Raw genomic sequence first — 19,414 nt, 5'->3', positions numbered from 1 at the left:
TGACATTTCCGTGCCGGTCAGTATGCTTCCCGTCTTCGGCAAGGGTATCCCCTTCATAAGAAATTTTTTTTCATTGCCTTCTAACCGCCGTACTGGCTGACTGAATACGACATGACGATCAATCCGGACCAACCGCTCAAATTTTCACCCCTGCACCGCCTGCAATGGGAGGAAGCCCAACAAAAATTCGTCATTCTGTATCCCGAAGGCATGGTCGAACTGAACCTGAGCTCGGCCGAGATCCTGAAGCTGTGCGACGGCGCGCACAATCTCGGCCAGATCGTCAGCGAACTGGAACAGAAGTTCGCCGCCTCCGGTCTGACTAACGACATTACCGCTTTCCTCGACATCGCGCTCAAAAATGGCTGGATCCAACAACCTTAAAATCACCCCGCCGCGCTGGCTGCTGGCGGAATTGACCTACGCCTGCCCGCTGCAATGCCCGTATTGCTCGAATCCGGTCGACTACAGTAATTACCCTTCCGAACTGAGCACCGAGGACTGGAAGCGAGTGCTTTCCGAAGCCCGCAAAATGGGCGCGGTGCAGCTCGGTTTTTCGGGCGGCGAACCGCTGACCCGCAAGGACTTGGCCGAACTGGTCCGTCATGCGCGCGGGCTCGGCTACTATTCGAACCTGATCACCTCCGGCTACGGCATGACCGAGGAAAAAATCGTCGAGCTGAAGGAAGCCGGACTCGACCATATCCAGGTCAGCATCCAGGCCAGCACCCAGGAACTGAACGATCATATTGCGGGCACCGCTTCTTTCGAGCATAAGAAAAAGGTTGCGCATCTGGTCAAAAAGCACGGCTATCCGATGGTGCTGTGCGTGGTGATCCACCGCGAGAACATCCACCAGATGCCCGAAATCCTGGCGATGGCCGAGGAACTCGGCGCCGATTATCTGGAACTCGCGAATACGCAATATTACGGCTGGGCGCATATGAACCGCGACCTCTTGATGCCGACCAAGGAACAGTTCGAACAGGCCGAGGCAATCGCGCAGGCGTTCAAGGAAAAAGTCGCCGGCAAGATGAAAATCTACTATGTGGTGCCCGATTATTACGAGAACCGCCCGAAAGCCTGCATGAACGGCTGGGGCACCACCTTTTTGACCATCGCCCCGGACGGGATGGCTCTGCCCTGTCACGAAGCGCGCGTGCTGCCCGGCCTCGACTGTCCGAATGTGAGAGACTCCAGCATCGAGCGGATATGGAACGAGTCGAAAGCGTTCAATTTCTTCCGCGGCGACGACTGGATGAAGGAGCCGTGCCGCAGCTGCGACGAAAAACACAAAGACCACGGCGGCTGCCGCTGCCAGGCCTATCTCCTGTCCGGCGACATGTACGCAGCCGATCCGGTGTGCAGCAAGTCGCCGGATCACCACCTGATCGATGAGGCGATCGCTTCGGCAAGAAACAGCGCTTTGACGGCCGACGAAAAACCGTTGATTTTCCGGAACAGCAAAAACTCGCGTCAGTTGGCCTAACCGTTCGCAACGTTAAAGCAGATTCCCGTGAAATCCCAACCGAAGCCCTCAAAACAGCCCCAACCTGCCGAACTGCAGGCGCTTCATCAGCTTTATCAAAGCGGCCGACTGCCGCAGGCCGAACTGATGGCGCAATCGCTGCTCGCGGCTTATCCGAAAGCGCCGGTACTGTACAATGTGATCGGCCTTTGCCAGCAGCAGCAGGGAAAATTGAAAGAAGCGGCGGCCAGTTTCCGGAAGCTGCTGGCGATCGATCCGACTATCGCCGAAATTCATTTCAATCTGGGGGTGCTGCAAACGCAGCTGAACGATCCGAAAGCCGCAGTCGCCAGTTACCGTAAGGCGCTGCAGTTGAAACCGGCCTTGCCGTCCGCCCATTTCAATCTCGGAACACTGCTGCAAGGCCAGGGCTTTCTGAAGGAAGCGGCGCTGCATTATCAAAAGGCCGCTGATCTGGAACCGCGCTTTTTCGAAGCGCACGGCAATCTCGGCACCGTGCTGCAGCAGCAGGGAAAACTGGAAGAAGCCGAGCAATGCTATCGCCAGGCATTGGTGATTCATGCCGATGCCCGAGGCCGTTTCAACCTCGGAACCGTGCTGTACGGGCTGGGTCGTCATCAGGAAGCGGTAGCCGAGTTTAAGGAAGCGGTGAATCTGGACCCGCAGTTCGCCGATGCCTGGAATTCGCTCGGCGAAACCTTGCGCGACCGCGGCGAGATGGAAGAAGCGGTACGTTGCTATGAGCAGGCGTTAACAGCGCAGCCCGAGCACGGCCGCGCCCGCTACAATCTCGGCGAAACGCTTTGCCTGGCAGGACGTCTGAACGAGGCGATTCCCCATTTCGATGCCTCCGATTTTGCGGACAGCAAAGAGCGGTCGCTGCAATGCCTGTACAAAACCGGCCAATTCGAATGCTTCAAACAGCGCTTCGACGAGCTGGCGGCCACCGCCCCACACCGTTCGATACTGCTCGGCACGCTGGCGGCCCACTACGCGGCCAATTTCGAAGCGCCGAACAGCTATAACTTCTGTAAGCAGCCGATGGACTACGTGCTGCATACCCGAATCGAAGAACTGGCCGCAGCCGAAAGCCCGCTGCTGCAGGAACTCCTGGAGGATATCCGGCATCTGGCGATCGCCGAACGGAAACAGGGAAGGCTCTATTACGGGATGCAGTCCGCCGGAAACTTATTACTGCGCTCCGAACCCTCGTTCCAGAAACTGGCCGCGCTGCTTCGGCAAAAGGTGATGGAATACCGGCAGCATTTTGCCGCGAGCCGCGAGGAAATCATCCGCGCGTTTCCGCGCCGGATCGAATTCGCCAGCTCCTGGTATTTGCGGATGAATCAGGGCGGCTACCTGACTTCCCATATCCACGAAGAAGGCTGGATCAGCGGCTGCGTCTACCTGAAGCTGCCGGATAAACAGCAGGGCCATGAAGGCAGCTTCGAGTACAGCACCGACGGCGACGACTATCCGAGATTGCACGACCATTTTCCGAGCCGGATCGTCGACCAGCAGGTCGGCGACCTAGTGCTGTTCCCCTCTTCCCTCTTTCACAGAACGATTCCGTTTCAGTCGGATCAGGAACGAGTCTGCGTCGCATTCGATATGAAACCCTCGGATATGTAGGGTACGCTATGCGTACCTTTTCTGCGGCGTTATGAGATAAAGTTAAAAAGGTACGCGCAGCGTACCCTACAATTTCTCTCAGGGGCATATACAAACTTCCGACCTTCACGCCGAAAGTCCAGCACTTGCCGACCGTTTCGTCGACCGTCGCCGCGAGCGAGTCCGATTGTAAGTTTGCTCGAATATTTTCCGTATTTTCTATGCCCCTATATCATGTACCATAATCCCGACATAACGTTTCGCAACATTTAAGCTTTATGCCACCGATTGAAAAAACGCATCTTCTACCGGCTATGAATCGGTAGCCGTAAAACTTGGCCTTTCCTGAAGAAATGCGCCAAGAGTATTGCCCCTTGCCCGCCGCAGGCGATCCGCAATGGCTTCCGCCCGACCGTGCCATGCAATGATGAGGAGTTATTGATGAACGATTTCTTCGGATTTATCTTGTTTTTTGCCGTCCCGGTATCGTGCGTCGTTTTGCTTGCCGCGGCGATAACGGTCTTTAAGACGGGCGCCTCCGTACGGCGGCAGCAAGAGCAGATGCACGACATTGCGAACACCCTGGCCAGAATCGAATCCGCGCTTGCCGAATTGCCAAGTCGCTTTGCCGTTTCGCCGCCGACCGCCGATACCCTGGCTACGGCAATTGCCGCCGAACCTCCCTCGTTCGAACCGCCCTCGGCGCGGATCGAAGAAGAGAGCATCGCCGCAGAGGAAAGGAACCGCCCGGAGGAAAGCCTCCATGAAGAGGAAACCATTCACCGGGAAGGTGTGCAGCCCGCGTACGACACCGCCGGCTGGTACGATACGTCCTGGGAATCCCATCAGCCGAGCCGCTTCGAACTGGCCGCGAAAGAAATCCTGCAACAAATCTGGAACTGGATCATCGTCGGCGAAGGCCATCGCCCCGCAAACGTATCGGTGGAATACGCCATAGCCAGCAACTGGCTGCTGCGCCTCGGCATCCTGATTCTGCTCACCGGTATCGCTTTCTTCCTCAAATATTCGATCGATAACGGGCTGCTCGGTGAAGAGGCGCGTGTAGCGCTGTCCACTTTGGCCGGTGTCGGTATGATCATCGGCGGCACTCGCGTGGTCGGCGGACGTTACCACTTACTCAGTCAGGGGCTGCTCGGCGGCGGCATCGCGGTGCTCTATTTCAGCGTGTTCGCCGCTTTCAGTTTTTACCATTTACTCGGCGCCGTCGCCGCTTTTCCGTTGATGGCGCTCGTCACCGCCGCCGCGTGCACGCTGGCGGTCAGGCTGGAATCGATGCTGGTGGCAATTTTCGCGATCATCGGCGGTTATTGCACACCGATCCTGCTATCCACCGGCACGGTCAACCTGCCCGGCCTGTTCAGCTACATGCTTCTGCTCGGCATCGGCCTTTTGGGCATCAATACCTACAAGAAATGGTATCTGCTGAATTTTTTGAGCTTTTTCTTCAATTACGCGCTGTTCCTGGGGGCCTTGCAAAAATCGACGCCGGCCGACTTCCGGACGGTCATGCTGTTTTTGACCGCCTTTTTCGTTCTTTACTCGACGATGGTGTTTTTGACTAGCCTGGTCAGAGGCACGCGTTCCAATCTGCTCGACCTGCTGGCGCTGATCATCAACGCCGCTATTTATTTCGGCGTTGCCTACCCGCTGGTCAAAGACCAATACGGCCAAATCTGGGTAGCGGCCGTCAGCCTCGGCGTCGCGGTTTATTACGTCGGGCACGTTTATTACTGCCTGGTACGGCGAATTTTGGACCGCGAACTCCTGCTCTGTTTTATCGCGCTCGCGGCCTTTTTCATCAGCATCAGCTTGCCGTTGATGCTCTCGCGGCAATGGATCACCGTCAGCTGGTCGTTACAGGCTCTGACCATGCTCTGGCTTTCCGGCAAATTGCGCAGCGAATTTTTACGTCAACTGGCTTATTTGCTTTACGCGATCGTTCTCATACGCTTTTGTTTTGCCGACCTGCCGAACCAATACGGCAGGGGCCTTGATGCCGATATACCGTTCTCCGTCTTTCTGCTTGGCTTGATCGAACGGCTGGTCAGCTTCGGCATACCGATCGGCTCGCTCGGTCTCGCTTTCAAGTTGACGGAAAAACCGCCGGAAGCCGCTTCGCTTTCTCTGGATGCGGATAACGACATCAAGCCCTGGCTAAAACCGGACGGAGCCCTGGCGGCCCTGCTGGTTTTCGCTTTGGGAATGTTGTTCGTGTTTCTGCAACTGGAGCTTTATCGCAGCCTGGGCTATTTGTTTCCTCCCTTGCGTCCACCGGTGCTCACCTTACTTTGGCTGGCGCTGGCCTATCTGCTCGCCACCGCGTACCTCAAGCGTTCGCTTCCGGCGATGTTGACGGGTCTGCAATGGCTGCTTGCCGTGGTGCTGTTGAAGTTGATTTTCTTCGATCTGGCCAGTTGGAATCTGGCCGCCGGCGATGTCTGGAACGGCGAACGGGCCTGGACGATTCTGTACACGGGAGACTATTCTTTCATCGCAGGACTGATGCGCCTACTGGACTTCGGCCTGATCATCGTCTTTCTCGCCTTTGCCTTTCGGCGTTGGCCTGCCGCCGATGCCGGGCACATGCGCCCCCTGTTCGGAGCCGCGGCCTTAGCGCTGCTGTTCGTGTTTCTGTCGCTCGAAACCAATTCGCTGCTTCATGCCTATGTTCCGGGCTTGCGCTCGGGAGGGATTTCGATACTTTGGTCGCTTTTCGCTCTTAACCTGATCTATTTCGGCATTCAAAAAAAGCTTCGCGCTTTGCGGTTGACGGGGTTGATTCTATTCGGCGTGGTCGCCTGGAAAGTCTTTTTTGTCGATCTGGCACGGCTCGAACAAATCTACCGGATTGTCGCCTTCATCCTGCTGGGTTTGTTGACGTTGATCGGTTCTTTCGCTTACATGCGTTATCAACAAAACTTTATGGTCAAAACGCCGGAGAAGCCATCATGAATGCCCGCAAGACCCTGTTCTGCGTTTTACTGCTGACCGCGCTCGCTGCCGGCGCGGAAACGGGTTACCGTTTTTCCCGCCCGGTCGAATGGAAAGCCGAAACCGGCGAAGTTTTGTTGGCGGTACCGTTGGACAGCCGTATCTACGCAGCGGCCCGCGACGGTTTTCCGGATATTCGCATCGTCGACCAGAACGGCACCGAAACGCCCTACCTGCTGGAAAAAGCCGCCGAGTCGAAAACGCTGACCAGCCGCCAAAACTTCAATGGAAAACTGAAAGCGGTCAATAAGGTCAAAAATTCGATCGAGGTCTACTACGATCTGGAAAAAGCTTCCGAAAACGCCGACGGATTGACGGTCCATACGCCGGTCAAAAATTACGAGCACCGTATCGACGTTTTCGGCTCCGACGACGGCACGCACTGGACGCCGCTCGTACAAAACGCGACGATCTTCGACTATTCGGCTTATCTGCAATTCGATCAGCGCGACATCGTGCTGCCGAAAAATACTTTCCGCCAATTCAAAGTCGTCGTTCAGGAGGCGGCGCCGGCCAGCGCGACGGCCTGGTCCCAAACTATCGAGACGGCACGCGGCAGCGGCGGCAAAAACGAGCACATCGTCGTCGATTCGCAACGCCTGCAGCGCATACCGCTAAAAATCGACCGTGTCGATTTTTGGCACGAACACAGCGAGGTGCAGCCCGAAACCGAGAAAAAATTCGACTATTCCCAACGTTTCACCGTCAAGGAAGAGCCGGAAACGCATACCACCCTGATCGACGTGACCGGCTCGCGGGAACCGCTGACCGGATTCCGGCTGGAAACGACGGCGCGAAATTTCAACCGGCCGGCCACTGTGCGCGTCCCCTATAAAAAGGGCATCGAAAGCGGTTGGCAAGACGTCGGTTCGGCGACGCTGGAATCGGTGCATTTCCGCGAATTCAGCCGCGAACCGCTCACGCTGCCGTTCCCCGAACAACGCCGGGACATCTATCGGATCGTTATCGAAAACGCGGATAATCCTCCCCTGCCGATCCGTTCGGTAACCGGTATCGGAAACGGCTACAACTTATTGTTTTTACCCTCGCCGAACACCCGCTACCATCTTCGCTACGGCGCGCGGAATGCCAAGCCTCCCCGCTACGAAACCGGACCGATCCAGGAAGTGCTGTGCAGGGGTTATGCCCGGACGCCGGCTGCCCTGGGACCGGAAACGGCGGCGCCCGCCGAGCCGGAATCACTGGATTGGGTCGGCATTCTAAACAGCAAACTGTTTCTTATGCTCGCTGCGGTAATTGCGGTATTGGTTTTGGTTTGGAGTTTGGTGCGGGTTGGGAGGCGGGTTGAGGAGCTTCCTCGTGAATAGGAGCGCGGGACATAATCGTCAGCCGCCTCAATTTTCGCGCCTGGGCGGAGCGTCTTATCCGAGAACTCCATGTAAATTCGGCTTCGCGATAGCGAAACAAAGAATTGATTAAGCGCACACTGCGCAATACTCCGATCGGCACGTCCCGGTCTGATCGGCGTCACTCAAAATCGTAACTACAACCCTTCCCAAGGCGTATACAACCCCTCCACATCCACCCCAAACATATCAAGCACCCGCCCAACCGTCTCATTCACCATTTCCGCCAACGAGTCCGATTTACTGTAAAAAGCGGGCATCGGCGGAAACATGATGCCGCCCATCTCGGTGACCGTCGCCATGTTTCGAATATGCATCAGGTTCAGCGGTGTTTCGCGCGGCATGATCACCAGGCGCCGCCTTTCCTTCAGCACTACGTCCGCGGCGCGGGAGATCAGGTTGTCGCCGAAGCCGTGCGCGACCGCGGCCAGCGTCTTCATCGAGCACGGCGCAATGATCATCCCCTCGGTCTTGAAGCCGCCGCTCGCGATGGTCGCGGCGATGTCGCCGATTCCGTGCGTCACATCGGCGAGACGGCTTAAATCGGCGCGTTTCATGTCCATCTCGTGCTTCAGGTTCACGACCCCCGCATCCGAGACCACCAGATGCGTTTCCCATTCCGGCTGCGGTTTGAGATGCTGCAGCATTCTGACCCCGTAAACCGCGCCGGTGGCGCCGGTCATCGCAATGATCAAGCGTTTTTTCCGCATCCGGCTCTCCTCTTACACGCCGACCGCGGCAGAGGCCGCGAGCCGCTCCGCAAACCGGTCGGTGGCGGATACCAAGGCGTCGATCATTTCCTCGCTCTGGGCAATGTGGCCGGCGTTGGGCAGTACGATCATCTCGGCGCCGGGCAGCGCACGGTACAGGCTGAACGCAGCTTCGATCGGGCAGACCAGATCGTTGCGGCCGTGAATGATCACGGTGGGAATGTCCTGCAGTTGATCGCAGTGGTCCAGAATCCGGTTTTCCTCGATAAAATAGCCGTGCTCTGCATAATGCAGTTCCATCGCCGCCTGCTGAACCATCTGCTCGGTCACATGGCTGTTTTCCTCCGCCTGAAAAGCATTGCCGAGCGCCACCTGCCCGCCCCAGGCCGACCATTCGCGCGCAACCCGGCGCCGGGCAACCTCATCCTCGCCCGTAATCGCATGGCAGAGTCCCTGCAGCAGATTGATCCGGTCGCGCGAAGGCACGCTTTCATAGAGGCGTTGCCATTGCTCAGGATAGATTTTCCCCGCGCCGTTTTTCAGAAACCAGTCCATATCCGTCTGCCGAGCCAGAAAGACGCCGCGCAGGATCATTCCGAGCACGCGCTCCGGATGCTGCTGGGCATACAGCAGCGCCAGCGCAGCGCCCCAGGAACCGCCGAACAACAGCCATTGATCGATGTGCAACTGCGTGCGAATCCGCTCCATGTCATCGATCAGATCCTGCGTGGTGTTGTTGCCGATTGCGCCGAACGGCTTCGACTGGCCGCAGCCGCGCTGGTCGAACAGAATGATCCGGTAGCGTTCGGGATCGAAAAAACGCCGGTGATCGGGCTTAGTGCCGGAACACGGGCCGCCGTGCAGGAAAATCACCGGAATACCGCCCGGATTGCCGCTTTCCTCGACGTAAACCGAATGCGGACTGCCGGTTTCAAGATAAAAAGTTCGGTTGGGATTAATCTCTGGATACAGTGTTTTCATGCAGTAAGTGGGCGAATTCCTTTTTGCGTAGGGTACGCTGCGCGTACCGTTTGACGGAAGCGTTAAAATTCAAAAAGGTACGCGCAGCGTACCCTACTTCGGCTGAGCCTGTTAACCTGGGTTGCGGGAGCTATCAAACCATGGCTCAACGACGACCGCCCAGCAAAGAACCCAGCACCCCGCGCACGATCTGCCGTCCGACCTGGCTGCCAATGCTTCTCGCAGCGCTTTTGAGCAGTGCTTCGGTCGCCGATTCGCGGCTGCGCGGCTGACGTGCGGGAGCGGAGCGTTTGCCGCCGATCCTGTCGGAAATGTCCCGCAAATCTTCCGCGCTGGCCAATTGCGCTTTCTGTTTGAGCATTTCGTAAGCGGACTCGCGGTCGACGGCCTGTTCATAGCGCCCCTTGAAGGGCGAGCGGTTCAGCATTTCCCGGCGCTGCTCCGCGGTTAAAGGCCCGATCTGCGATTCGGGCGGCCGGATCAAAACGCGCTCGACCGGGATTGGAGCGCCGTCTTTGTCCAGTACCGACACCAGCGCCTCGCCTTTTTTCAGTTCCAGTATCGCGGTTTCGGTAGCGAGGGAAGGATTGGCGCGGAAAGTACCCGCGACGCTTTTGACAGCCGCCTGGTCTTTCGGCGTAAACGCCCGCAGCGCATGCTGGATCTTGAGCCCGAGCTGGCCGAGAATCTCCTCCGGAATGTCGAGCGGGCTCTGACTGATGAAATAAACTCCGACGCCTTTCGAGCGAATCAGCCGGACGATCTGCTCGATCTTATCGATCAGCGTTTTCGGCGCCTGATCGAACATCAAATGCGCCTCGTCGAAGAACAGCACCAGCTTCGGTCGGTCGGCATCGCCGGCTTCGGGCAGGTTCTCGTACAGTTCGGCCGAAAGCCAGAGCAGAAAGGTCGCATACAGACGCGGCGATTTGTTGGCCAGTTCGGTCGCATCGAGCAGGCTGATCACGCCGTTGCCGGAAAAGTCGGTTTTCATGATGTCTTCGAGATTCAGCGCCGGTTCGCCGAAGAAGTGTTCGGCACCCTGCTGTTCCAGCACCAGGAGCTGCCGCTGAATCGCCCCCAGGCTCGCCGACGCGATCGTGCCGTATTCGGCCTGCAATGCCTTCGCATGCTCGCCCATCCAGGTCAAAAGCGCGCGCAAGTCTTTCAGATCGAGCAGCAGCATCCCGTTGTCGTCGGCGATTTTGAAGGCGCTGTACAAGACGCCGCTTTGCGTATCGTTCAACTCCAGCAGATTACCGAGCAACAGCGGGCCGATCTCGGCGATCGTGGTGCGGACCGGATGGCCGGTCTTGCCGAACACGTCCCAGAACACCGCCGGATTGCCGCGCGGCTGGAAACCTTCGAGACCGGCCTGCTGTAACCGCTCGCTGATTTTGTCATTGATTTGGCCAGGCAGCGCGATCCCGGACAGGTCTCCCTTGATGTCGGCCAGAAACACCGGCACGCCTATTTTTGAAAAGCCTTCGGCCAGGACCTGCAGGGTAACGGTCTTGCCGGTTCCGGTCGCGCCGGAAATCAGCCCGTGGCGATTGCCCATCGCGGCATTCAAGAAGACCTTGACGCCGTTCTGTCCGCCGATAAATAATTCCTGCATGCGAAGCCCGCTGTGAAGAGTCATGAGTTTACGCATCCTAGCACAGGCCCATCTTGCAAGAAAGCGGCACTTCCTCTATAACTACCGAAACTGTCGGTCCGGTTGAACTGAAGCCGGGCAGGACGCATCCATATCGTCATCAACGGAACGATGATTGCGCTGTCGGTTAGGAGCGCGATTGAAATCCTGCCGTTTTTTCATCCCCTACAGCACAAACTTAATTTATCGGAGGTAACTCTTATGGCAACCGTGGCAGATCCTATCGTCGGAAACTGGTACAAAGATTTGGAAAACAATCTGACTTTCAAGGTCATCAACATCGAGGAAGGTGAAGATTCGATCGAGGTCCAGTATCTGGACGGCGACATCGGCGAATACGACCATGAGAGCTGGTATAATTCGACCTTCGACTATATTGAAGAACCGGAAGACTGGAGCGCGCCTTTCGACGACCTCGAAGACGACGATCTGGGCTACACCGATCTGGATGAGCATCGGCGCAACCCCGATGACATCGATTTCGAGGATTATTTGGATTAACTCAGGAAATAACACGATATGAAAATGGACCCCCAGGAGTTCCTGGATTGGGAAACGAAGCGGATTACCTTGCTGGCGATGTCCGGCGCCGGCAAGACCACTCTCGCGAACAAACTGCCTAAAGCCAAATGGTTTCATTATTCGGGCGACTACCGGATCGGCACCCGCTATCTCGAAGAGCCGATCATGGACAACATCAAGCGCCAGGCGATGCACGTGCCGTTCCTGCGCGACCTGTTGCTCTCGGACTCGATCCGAATCAGCAACAACATCACCGTCGAGAATCTTGCGCCGGTATCGAGCTTCCTCGGCAAACTGGGCAATCCGCAATTTCATGGGCTTCCCCTCGAGGAATTCAAGCGCCGGCAAAATCTGCATCATCAGGCCGAGATCTGCGCGATGAACGACGTGCCGGACTTCATCCGCAAAGCCGAAGACATTTACGGCTACAGGCACTTCATCAATGACGCCGGCGGCAGCGTTTGCGAGCTCGACTGTCCCGCAGTACTCGAAACGCTGGCCGCGCATACGCTGATCGTCTATATCGAAATCCCGAAGGATCTGGAGGAGACGATCATCCAGCGCTCCAAGACCGACCCGAAACCGCTCTATTACCGGGAGGCCTTTCTCGACGAAAAGCTCGCCGAATTCATGGCGCAGAAAAATTATTCCTCGACCGAGGCGATACCGCCCGACGAATTCGTGACCTGGGTATTTCCGGAACTGTATCGGTCCCGACTGCCGCGTTACCGCGCGATTGCCGACCAGTACGGGTATACGGTCAACGCGCACGATGCGGCCAAGGTGCAGAACGAAGACGATTTTATCCGCCTGCTCGCCGCCGCGATCGCGGCTCAGCAGTAAGGAAATAAGACGATGCCGTTAGTCGCCCATACCGATTTACCGACGTTCGCCCGGCTCCGCGAGGAAGGCGAGGAGATCCTGGCGCTCGACCGTGCCAGCCATCAGGACATCCGCGAGATGCACATCGGCCTGTTGAATATCATGCCCGATGCGGCACTGGAAGCCACCGAGCGGCAGTTCTTCCGGCTGGTCGGCGCCTGCAACCAGATCGCGCAGTTTCATGTGCACCCGTTTACGATCGATGGACTGCCGCGAAGCGAAGCGGCGAAGGCCCATATCGCCCGCTATTACGAGCCGTTCGAAAAAATCAAAGAGGACGGCCTGGACGCGCTGATCATCAGCGGCGCGAACGTGACCCATCCGCATTTGCCCGAGGAAGATTTCTGGAAGCCGTTAACCGAAGTATTCACCTGGGCCAAGGAAAACGTCACCTCGGTGCTGTGTTCGTGCCTAGCGACCCATGCCTTAATCGAGTTCTGTTACGGGATCGAGCGCACCCGGCTGCCGGACAAGCGCTGGGGCGTATTTTCGCATCGCCTGGTCAACCGCACACACCCCCTGGTCGCCGAAATCAATACCCGCTTCGATGTACCGCATTCGCGTTTCAACGAAATTTTCCAGCAAGATATGGAAGCGAAAGGCTTGAAGGTGCTTGCGGTCAGCGCGGACGCGGGCGTGCATCTGGCGGTCAGCCCGGACGGATTCCGGGTCGTGTTCTTCCAGGGCCATCCCGAGTACGACGACATCAGCCTGCTGAAGGAATACAAGCGCGAGGTCCTGCGTTACTACCGCGCAGAAATCGACGACTATCCGCCCTTCCCGGTCAATTATTTCACTCCGGAAGCGCAGCGCGTCTTCACCGACTATCGGGAGCATGTGATCGCCGCACGGCAATCGGGCGCTCCTCTTGACGAGTTTCCGGAAACCCAGGTGCTCGGCACAATCGACAACACCTGGCGCGATACGGCCAGGGCCGTGTTCGACAACTGGCTCGGCAAGGTCTATCAGCTGACCAATCAGGATCGCCGACTGCCGTTCATGGACGGGATCGATCCGGACAATCCACTGGGCCTATGACGCATCGAAAATTTTTACAGCAGGCGATCGATCTGGCCGTAGAGAATGTCGAATCGGGACAGGGCGGCCCTTACGGCGCGCTGATCGTGAAGCAGGGCGAGATCATCGCCAGCAGCGGCAACCGGGTCACCAGCAGCCTCGACCCGACCGCGCACGCCGAAATCATGGCAATTCGGCTTGCCTGCCGAAAACTGCAGGACTTCCAGTTAACCGGCTGCATCCTTTACACCAGCTGCGAGCCCTGCCCGATGTGCCTCGGCGCGATTTACTGGTCCAGGCTGCAAAAGGTTTACTTCGCCTGCGACCGGCACGATGCGGCGGCCGCGGATTTTGACGACAGCTTCATCTATGATGAGCTGACCGTTCCGCCCGCCGAGCGCCGGATCACGATGTTGCATCTCGACCTGCCGGATGCGTTGCGGCCTTTCACCGCGTGGGCCAATAAAAGCGACAAGGTGCGTTATTAGCCCGGAGACATTTTTTCGAGCGACTCCACCTCTTTAGCATAACACTTTGTTCCGGGGTTATTGCCATCACTTGGAGGTTTCGTATGACCACGACAACCACATCACCACAGTTTTTTCTTTATCCTCTAAAAGAAAATCTAATCCGCATCGCCGGCTTGTTCGGTTTATTGTTCATATTGAGCGGCTGCCAGAGCGGCCCGCCGCCGGAAAAAGTCACCCAGGCATTCTGGGAGGCCATGGCACAAGGCGATCCCGAAATCGCCAGAACCTACACAACCCAGGTCTCCCAATACCTGATCACAAAGCAGCCCGAACTGGAACAGGCGTCGCCGCGGACAGGGTCCGCAAAGGTCGACGGAGACAGCGCCAAGGTCGCGACCGTCCTTACGCTGAAAAAGCCCGATAACAGAAAGGTCGTTTTCGATACCGTGCTGGTCGAAGAAGACGATCAATGGAAAGTCGATTACCTGCAAACGATGAACAATTATCTCCATCTGCCGTTCGGACAGATCTTCAGAAGCCTGCAAGGGATCGGCGAGGCGATCAACAAGAATCTGCAACAGCAGCTTCCGGAGCTTGAAAAGCAGCTGGAAGGCTTCAGCGACGGGCTACTGCAACAGCTGGAGGAATTTCGCCGCCGGTTGGAAAAGTCCGTTCCGCCCGAACCGTCGCGGCAGGATCGGACGATTTAATCGCGCCACTTATTTTTTCTGAGGCTTTACATTACACGCCATTTGAATTCGGAGAGTCTATTTTTAGAAATAGAAGAGCGTGTTACTTACCTTTAAATTTCTCTATAGAAACTTATCTTGCCCCTTTTCCCCACAAAATAACTTCTACAGTGTGGAACATAATAAATAAATCGAGAAACAAGCTGTAATTTTTTACATAATACAAATCATATTGCAGCTTTTGCAAAGCGTCATGCTCATTGGCGCCATAAGGATAACATAACTGAGCCCACCCTGTGATTCCAGGCCTTACCCGGTGCCTTTCACTATAGTAGGGTATGGTTTTTTCAAAGCCTTGTACGAACTCCGGTCTTTCCGGACGGGGTCCGACGAAACTCATTTCCCCTTTAAGGACATTGAATATTTGCGGCAATTCGTCGATACGATATTTCCGAATCACCCCCCCGACTCGGGTCACGCGCCTATCATTTTGCGCAGCCCATTGCGGCGCTCCTTTTTCTGCATTCAGACGCATGCTTCGGAATTTGAGAACTTCGAACGTTTTATCATTTTCTCCTACGCGCTTTTGCCGGTAAATGACTGGTCCTTTTAATCCACTTTCCACAAAAATTGCTATGGCGGTAATTAACATGAACGGCCAGGCGACTGCGAGCAATACTAGGCTTGCCAAGACGTCAAAAGCCCTTTTTCCGATCGATTTAAAGTTGCTTTGCTCAAAACCGCTGGAATAAACCAGCCAACTGGGATAAAGCTCATTCAATGCAATAATACCTTTTTCCCGTTCATAGAAAGCAATGGTGTCCAGGATTTTAATTCCCGACATTTTACAATCCAACAACTCATCGACAGGCATATTTTGGCGCTTATCGTCAAGGGCTATTACAATTTCATCAATTTTTAATTCTTCGCAAATTTCAGGCAGTTTTTTTGTGGATTGAATGACTGAGCCTTTATCAACCAATATCTGTTGGCCGGCCAATTCCAGACAACCGATTATCTTAAAATCCTTATGGATGAATGAATCATTGATTGTAGTAATCGCTTGCGCCTTATTCCCGGTACCAACAACCAAAACTCTTCTTTTCAAATTATCGAGATTTACGAATTTATAAAATAAAAAACGCGAGCCAACCATCGCCAGAAAGGCGATCGAAAACGCATAGACTAATACGCTTCTGGCAATAAGGGTTTCCGGAAGAAAATAATATATTTGGGTAATAACCAAAAAAGCCAAAATGAAACCGGATAGCATTCGCTTGATTAAATTATAATCATCCCATGTTAAAGTTCTTCGGTATAATCCGACCAAAAAACAGGAAAAGGTCAATGCAAGAGCAAAAATACCACTAGCCTGTAAGATATCGTATTTTGTATACCAAGTTTCCGAAGCCAAAAACCGAATTTTATTCCCCCAATACATCGCGTTAAAAAAAATAATACATTCGATTAATAACAAAAATACATAGGTTATGGAGATGTAGTGATTAAAAATACGTATCATACATTATCTCTGTGTCGTTAAGGATTTTTTCTTAGTCTTAGTAGGATTATAGTGTTGTATAAAAATACTAGTTAACAGTTTAGTAAAAAATTTTTGGCTTACTAAGATTTTCTTGCCTGAACCGGTAAGAATATGAGTACTGAAAACCGATTTTGTGACACAGCTAATGCTTTTAAGTAGAAATATTTACCCAGGTTGGGCTTTATTGCACAAATCAAATCCAATTATATGATTTAATTTAGAAAAACCAATTTTAACTTTAAAAAATCCAGTAAATCAAAGAATTACCATTTCACGCAACAAGACTGACAGGTTACACCGCGATCTTTTCAAGTCATATGCAGGATATAAAACTATAATAATCCTTTATCTTTCAACAGATTTTTGATGTGAGTAATAGGAATAGCATAGGTAATACCGCTAGGTTTCGATAAAATATTTTCCTTGCTTTCCTGCACAAAAACCTTATTGATAATACCGATAACATCTCCGGAATCCGGGTCGTAGAGAGGACTGCCGCTATTTCCGGGATATGCCGTGGCATCCAATTGAAACACATCATAAGGCTCTTCCAAACGCTTAAGAAGCTTTGGATTCAGCTGTGCCGATTTGAGCAAAGGAGTCACATTCGGACTAATCGCGGAAATCATTCCCCGATGCGTTACCGGATAAAGCCCCAAAACCATGCCTATAGGAAAGCCGGTAAATGCATAAAATTGTCCTTCGCGTATATTAGAAAGACTGCCCAGCTTGAGGGGCGGCAAAGTGCCTTCTGTCAATTTTAAAATGGCAATATCGTGTTCCTTATCTCGGGCCACTTCTTTAGCAAAAATCACTTTACCGCCATCATTTTTATAATGGCAGAAGACGGCCAATTGCTCCAAATGTTTATTGTCGATTATTGCCGGGACCACATGCTCGTTGGTAACGACGATACTGCCATCCCCCACGGCAAAACCCGTTCCTAAAAAAACACTGCGAGGATTACGGGTCGACATGAAAGTTCCTACAGCCACGACGCTGGGCTTTACTTTTTCCACAGCCCCGGAAAAATCCGCCTCGGCAAAACCTTTCCCTGTAAAGATGCAACAAATTGATATTATTAAAAAAATTGACAAAAATTTCGAATAATTCAAGTTTGATGTCCTATAACATATCAAAAAACAATGTATCGACTTTAAAAATCCAGAGCGTCAGACACTTATGCTGTCTTCATTCGAATTCAATCGGATTTTATACTTCTCAAGCAACATATAGAGCGTCGGACGCGTTATACCCAAAAGCTTTGCCGCATTCGAGATATTATTATCGGCATAGGCTATCGCTCTTTTAATGGCAACTGTTTCAGCCGATTCCCTGACTTCTTTCAGATTAAAAGGCAACGCATTCTCCACTTGATGATCGAGCTCCAAATTATCAGCAGTAATATACACGTCATCGGACATAATCACTGCTTTTTTTATCTTGTTTTCAAGCTCCCGAATATTGCCGGGCCATCGGTAAGTTTCAATCGCTTGCGCCGCTTCCTTATTAAATCCTTTAATTTTTTTATTATTCGCTTCGCAAAAACGTTTTAATAAAGCCGTAGCAATAACTATCGCATCCCCTTCCCTTTCTCTTAAAGGCGGAATATGAAGGGCTATTTCATTGATCCTATAATATAAATCATTTCTAAATTGCCCCTGATCGATTAATTTTTGCAGATTCTGATGGGTTGCGCAAATGATGCGGACATCCACCGGAATTTCCTGCCTTCCGCCGATTCTTTCGATTTTCCTTTCCTGAATGAAGCGTAACAGCTTGGCTTGCAACGGAAACGAAAGGTCGCCTATTTCGTCCAGGAAAAAGGTGCCCTCATTAGCATATTCAATTTTGCCTTTGGTTTGCTGTACGGCTCCTGTAAATGCGCCTTTTTCATGGCCAAACAGCTCGCTCTCCAGCAGGCTTTCCGGTATAGCGGCGCAATTTACGGCAATAAACGGCTTATTCGAACGATTGCTTAGCCCATGGATGGCCTTAGCCAGCACTTCTTTACCGGTTCCGCTTTCGCCTAGCAACAAAGTGGTCGCATCCGTAGGCGCAACTTTCTCAACTTTGCGTAACAATTCATGCATTTTTTTGCACGAAGCAATGACACCCGCCAGAGGCTCCGGTGTCTTTTGCCGTAGCATCAGGTAATCTTTCTCCAGTTCGTCGAGCTGAAAAGCTCGTTTGATGATCATATTGAGAATGTCGATATCGACCGGCTTTTGGTAAAAATCATAAGCTCCCATCGCCACCGCTTGAATGGCATTATCCCGATCGTCATTCCCCGTTACGACGATAACCTTTGTCGACGGAGCCAAAGCTAGAATCTCCCCAAGTGTCGCGAGCCCTTCACTGGCATTTGCAGGATCAGGCGGCAGTCCCAGGTCGAGCGTCACTACGCCGGGCGCATACCGGCGCAGCGCGGCGATTGCTTCCCCCCTATTGCCGGCAATCACCGTTTGATAGGAATCGAATCCCCATTTCAATTGTTTTTGCAGGCCCAGGTCATCCTCAACCACGAGCAGAATTTTTTTGTCATTCATTTTTAAAAAGGGAAAATTACTATCCGTTTAACGCCACAACCCATATTTCAAGGTTAATGGCAAAAAAATGGCCATTTCAGATACTTATAAAGTATAGACGCGAAAGACGCAAAGCGTCCAATGAGCGGCACTGTGAAATTGAAGCATCCGGAGACTATGGCTTAACATTATGGCTGGAAATGCTTTGACAAATAGCTGATAATCTAGGTTAGATATTAAGTAAGTGCTATGCCGGTTCGACAACAAATAAATTTTATAATTACTTATTCTTAGCTATTTAAGCGTCATAGATAAAATATCGACTCGCGTGGCAAAGGCGTTAGGGTTAACATATTGTTTTTGTTAATCCCATTTTTCATTCATTTGCTTGGAGAAATACGATGTTGAGACATTTTTTTTGTGCCGTTGCACTGTTGTTAATGAATACACTGCCTGAAGAGGCAATTGCTGACTGTAGCAACAATCAGGTCACGGATGATGGCAGCAATAATAACAATTTGTCCACACTGCTAACAAATAATACTGTTTGTGACGCGAACGCGACCTATAATGGCGTAGTCATGGGTATACAGGAAGAGCATCGTGACGGCGGAGAATTGTGGGATTTCAAAAAAGGCAGTACTGATCCAATCGACCCAACATCGCAGGTCGGCCATTGGTCGGTGTCAGGTACTGGAGTTGATACGGTGGTTAATTATAACTACCTGAGTGGTGACGGCGATGGCTCATATAGGGTCTATGCCAACGGCGGCGGAAGCTATGACTTCTGTAACGGCAGTTCCTTGGTTGCAGCCGTGACCGTTGTTGCAGGCACTGCCGGTTGTGCTGGAGGGGCTCCAATAATTGTTTCCGGCAATGCCCCTGGCAATGCCCCTGGTAATGCCCCTGGTAATGCCCCTGGTAATGCCCCTGGTA

Annotated in this window: 18 protein-coding genes; 12 read left to right on the top strand and 6 right to left on the bottom strand. The window is 53.3% G+C overall.

Annotation, left to right across the window (positions count from 1 at the left end):
- Positions 1–111: 111 nt before the first annotated feature.
- The 5 genes from pqqD to JJL52_RS15285 all read left to right on the top strand — a co-directional run bounded on the left by pqqD (position 112) and on the right by JJL52_RS15285 (position 7,440).
- Positions 112–384 carry a pyrroloquinoline quinone biosynthesis peptide chaperone PqqD gene (pqqD, locus tag JJL52_RS15305; RefSeq protein WP_202053357.1) on the top strand — a complete coding sequence of 91 codons (273 nt, stop codon included), beginning with the start codon at positions 112–114 and terminating at the stop codon, positions 382–384.
- Positions 362–1,489 carry a pyrroloquinoline quinone biosynthesis protein PqqE gene (gene pqqE / locus JJL52_RS15300; protein WP_202053356.1) on the top strand — a complete coding sequence of 376 codons (1,128 nt, stop codon included), beginning with the start codon at positions 362–364 and terminating at the stop codon, positions 1,487–1,489. Before pqqD ends, pqqE begins: the two co-directional genes overlap by 23 nt.
- A gap of 27 nt (positions 1,490–1,516) precedes the next feature.
- On the top strand, positions 1,517–3,121 hold the full coding sequence (locus JJL52_RS15295) for a tetratricopeptide repeat protein (RefSeq protein WP_202053355.1): 1,605 nt from the start codon (positions 1,517–1,519) through the stop codon (positions 3,119–3,121).
- A 420-nt stretch (positions 3,122–3,541) separates the two neighbouring features.
- Positions 3,542–6,073, top strand: a complete 2,532-nt coding sequence (locus JJL52_RS15290; RefSeq protein WP_202053354.1) for a DUF2339 domain-containing protein — start codon at positions 3,542–3,544, stop codon at positions 6,071–6,073.
- Positions 6,070–7,440: a DUF3999 family protein gene (locus tag JJL52_RS15285; protein WP_202053353.1), complete on the top strand. Its 1,371-nt coding sequence runs from the start codon at positions 6,070–6,072 to the stop codon at positions 7,438–7,440. Before JJL52_RS15290 ends, JJL52_RS15285 begins: the two co-directional genes overlap by 4 nt.
- Positions 7,441–7,616: 176 nt before the next feature.
- Here JJL52_RS15285 and JJL52_RS15280 read toward each other — a convergent pair whose 3' ends face one another.
- The 3 genes from JJL52_RS15280 to JJL52_RS15270 form a co-directional block, all read right to left on the bottom strand.
- On the bottom strand, positions 7,617–8,189 hold the full coding sequence (locus JJL52_RS15280; protein ID WP_202053352.1) for a UbiX family flavin prenyltransferase: 573 nt from the start codon (positions 8,187–8,189) through the stop codon (positions 7,617–7,619).
- A gap of 12 nt (positions 8,190–8,201) precedes the next feature.
- Complete coding sequence (gene pip, locus JJL52_RS15275; RefSeq protein ID WP_202053351.1) at positions 8,202–9,170, bottom strand: prolyl aminopeptidase; 969 nt, start codon at positions 9,168–9,170, stop codon at positions 8,202–8,204.
- 145 nt (positions 9,171–9,315) lie between these two features.
- Positions 9,316–10,788 (bottom strand): helicase HerA-like domain-containing protein, encoded by a 1,473-nt coding sequence (locus tag JJL52_RS15270; RefSeq protein WP_202053381.1) that lies wholly within the window; start codon positions 10,786–10,788, stop codon positions 9,316–9,318.
- A gap of 240 nt (positions 10,789–11,028) precedes the next feature.
- Here JJL52_RS15270 and JJL52_RS15265 point away from each other — a divergent pair, with 240 nt between their 5' ends.
- The 5 genes from JJL52_RS15265 to JJL52_RS15245 all read left to right on the top strand — a co-directional run bounded on the left by JJL52_RS15265 (position 11,029) and on the right by JJL52_RS15245 (position 14,428).
- The gene (locus JJL52_RS15265; RefSeq protein ID WP_005369922.1) at positions 11,029–11,328 is read left to right on the top strand and encodes a DUF6763 family protein; all 300 of its coding nucleotides are present in this window, start codon (positions 11,029–11,031) and stop codon (positions 11,326–11,328) included.
- A gap of 18 nt (positions 11,329–11,346) precedes the next feature.
- A complete protein-coding gene (locus JJL52_RS15260) occupies positions 11,347–12,192 on the top strand; it encodes a P-loop NTPase family protein (RefSeq protein ID WP_202053350.1) in 846 nt (281 codons plus the stop codon).
- A gap of 12 nt (positions 12,193–12,204) precedes the next feature.
- On the top strand, positions 12,205–13,269 hold the full coding sequence (gene metA, locus JJL52_RS15255; protein WP_202053349.1) for a homoserine O-succinyltransferase MetA: 1,065 nt from the start codon (positions 12,205–12,207) through the stop codon (positions 13,267–13,269).
- Positions 13,266–13,736 (top strand): nucleoside deaminase, encoded by a 471-nt coding sequence (locus JJL52_RS15250; RefSeq protein WP_202053348.1) that lies wholly within the window; start codon positions 13,266–13,268, stop codon positions 13,734–13,736. The genes metA and JJL52_RS15250 overlap by 4 nt, the downstream gene beginning before the upstream one ends.
- Positions 13,737–13,819: 83 nt before the next feature.
- A complete protein-coding gene (locus JJL52_RS15245; RefSeq protein WP_202053347.1) occupies positions 13,820–14,428 on the top strand; it encodes a hypothetical protein in 609 nt (202 codons plus the stop codon).
- A gap of 112 nt (positions 14,429–14,540) precedes the next feature.
- Here JJL52_RS15245 and JJL52_RS15240 read toward each other — a convergent pair whose 3' ends face one another.
- The gene (locus tag JJL52_RS15240) at positions 14,541–15,929 is read right to left on the bottom strand and encodes a TIGR03013 family XrtA/PEP-CTERM system glycosyltransferase (protein WP_202053346.1); all 1,389 of its coding nucleotides are present in this window, start codon (positions 15,927–15,929) and stop codon (positions 14,541–14,543) included.
- A 353-nt stretch (positions 15,930–16,282) separates the two neighbouring features.
- On the bottom strand, positions 16,283–16,927 hold the full coding sequence (locus tag JJL52_RS15235) for a S1 family peptidase (protein WP_202053345.1): 645 nt from the start codon (positions 16,925–16,927) through the stop codon (positions 16,283–16,285).
- On the opposite strand from JJL52_RS15235, the gene JJL52_RS21605 reads away from it, so the two are divergent.
- Positions 16,926–17,060 carry a hypothetical protein gene (locus tag JJL52_RS21605; RefSeq protein ID WP_272901745.1) on the top strand — a complete coding sequence of 45 codons (135 nt, stop codon included), beginning with the start codon at positions 16,926–16,928 and terminating at the stop codon, positions 17,058–17,060. The two genes, JJL52_RS15235 and JJL52_RS21605, sit on opposite strands and share 2 nt — an antisense overlap.
- Before the next feature lie 62 nt (positions 17,061–17,122).
- On the opposite strand, the gene prsR is transcribed toward JJL52_RS21605, so the two are convergent.
- Complete coding sequence (gene prsR / locus JJL52_RS15230) at positions 17,123–18,499, bottom strand: PEP-CTERM-box response regulator transcription factor (protein ID WP_202053344.1); 1,377 nt, start codon at positions 18,497–18,499, stop codon at positions 17,123–17,125.
- Between the two features lie 380 nt (positions 18,500–18,879).
- Here prsR and JJL52_RS15225 point away from each other — a divergent pair.
- Positions 18,880–19,414 (top strand): hypothetical protein (locus JJL52_RS15225; protein WP_202053343.1); only part of this gene is annotated, 535 nt, incomplete at its 3' end.

This window comes from Candidatus Methylomicrobium oryzae, from assembly GCF_016745425.1.
GTDB lineage: Bacteria > Pseudomonadota > Gammaproteobacteria > Methylococcales > Methylomonadaceae > Methylomicrobium > Methylomicrobium oryzae.
The sequence above is the reverse complement of the archived record's forward strand: the minus strand, read 5'-3'. Positions and strand labels throughout refer to the sequence as shown.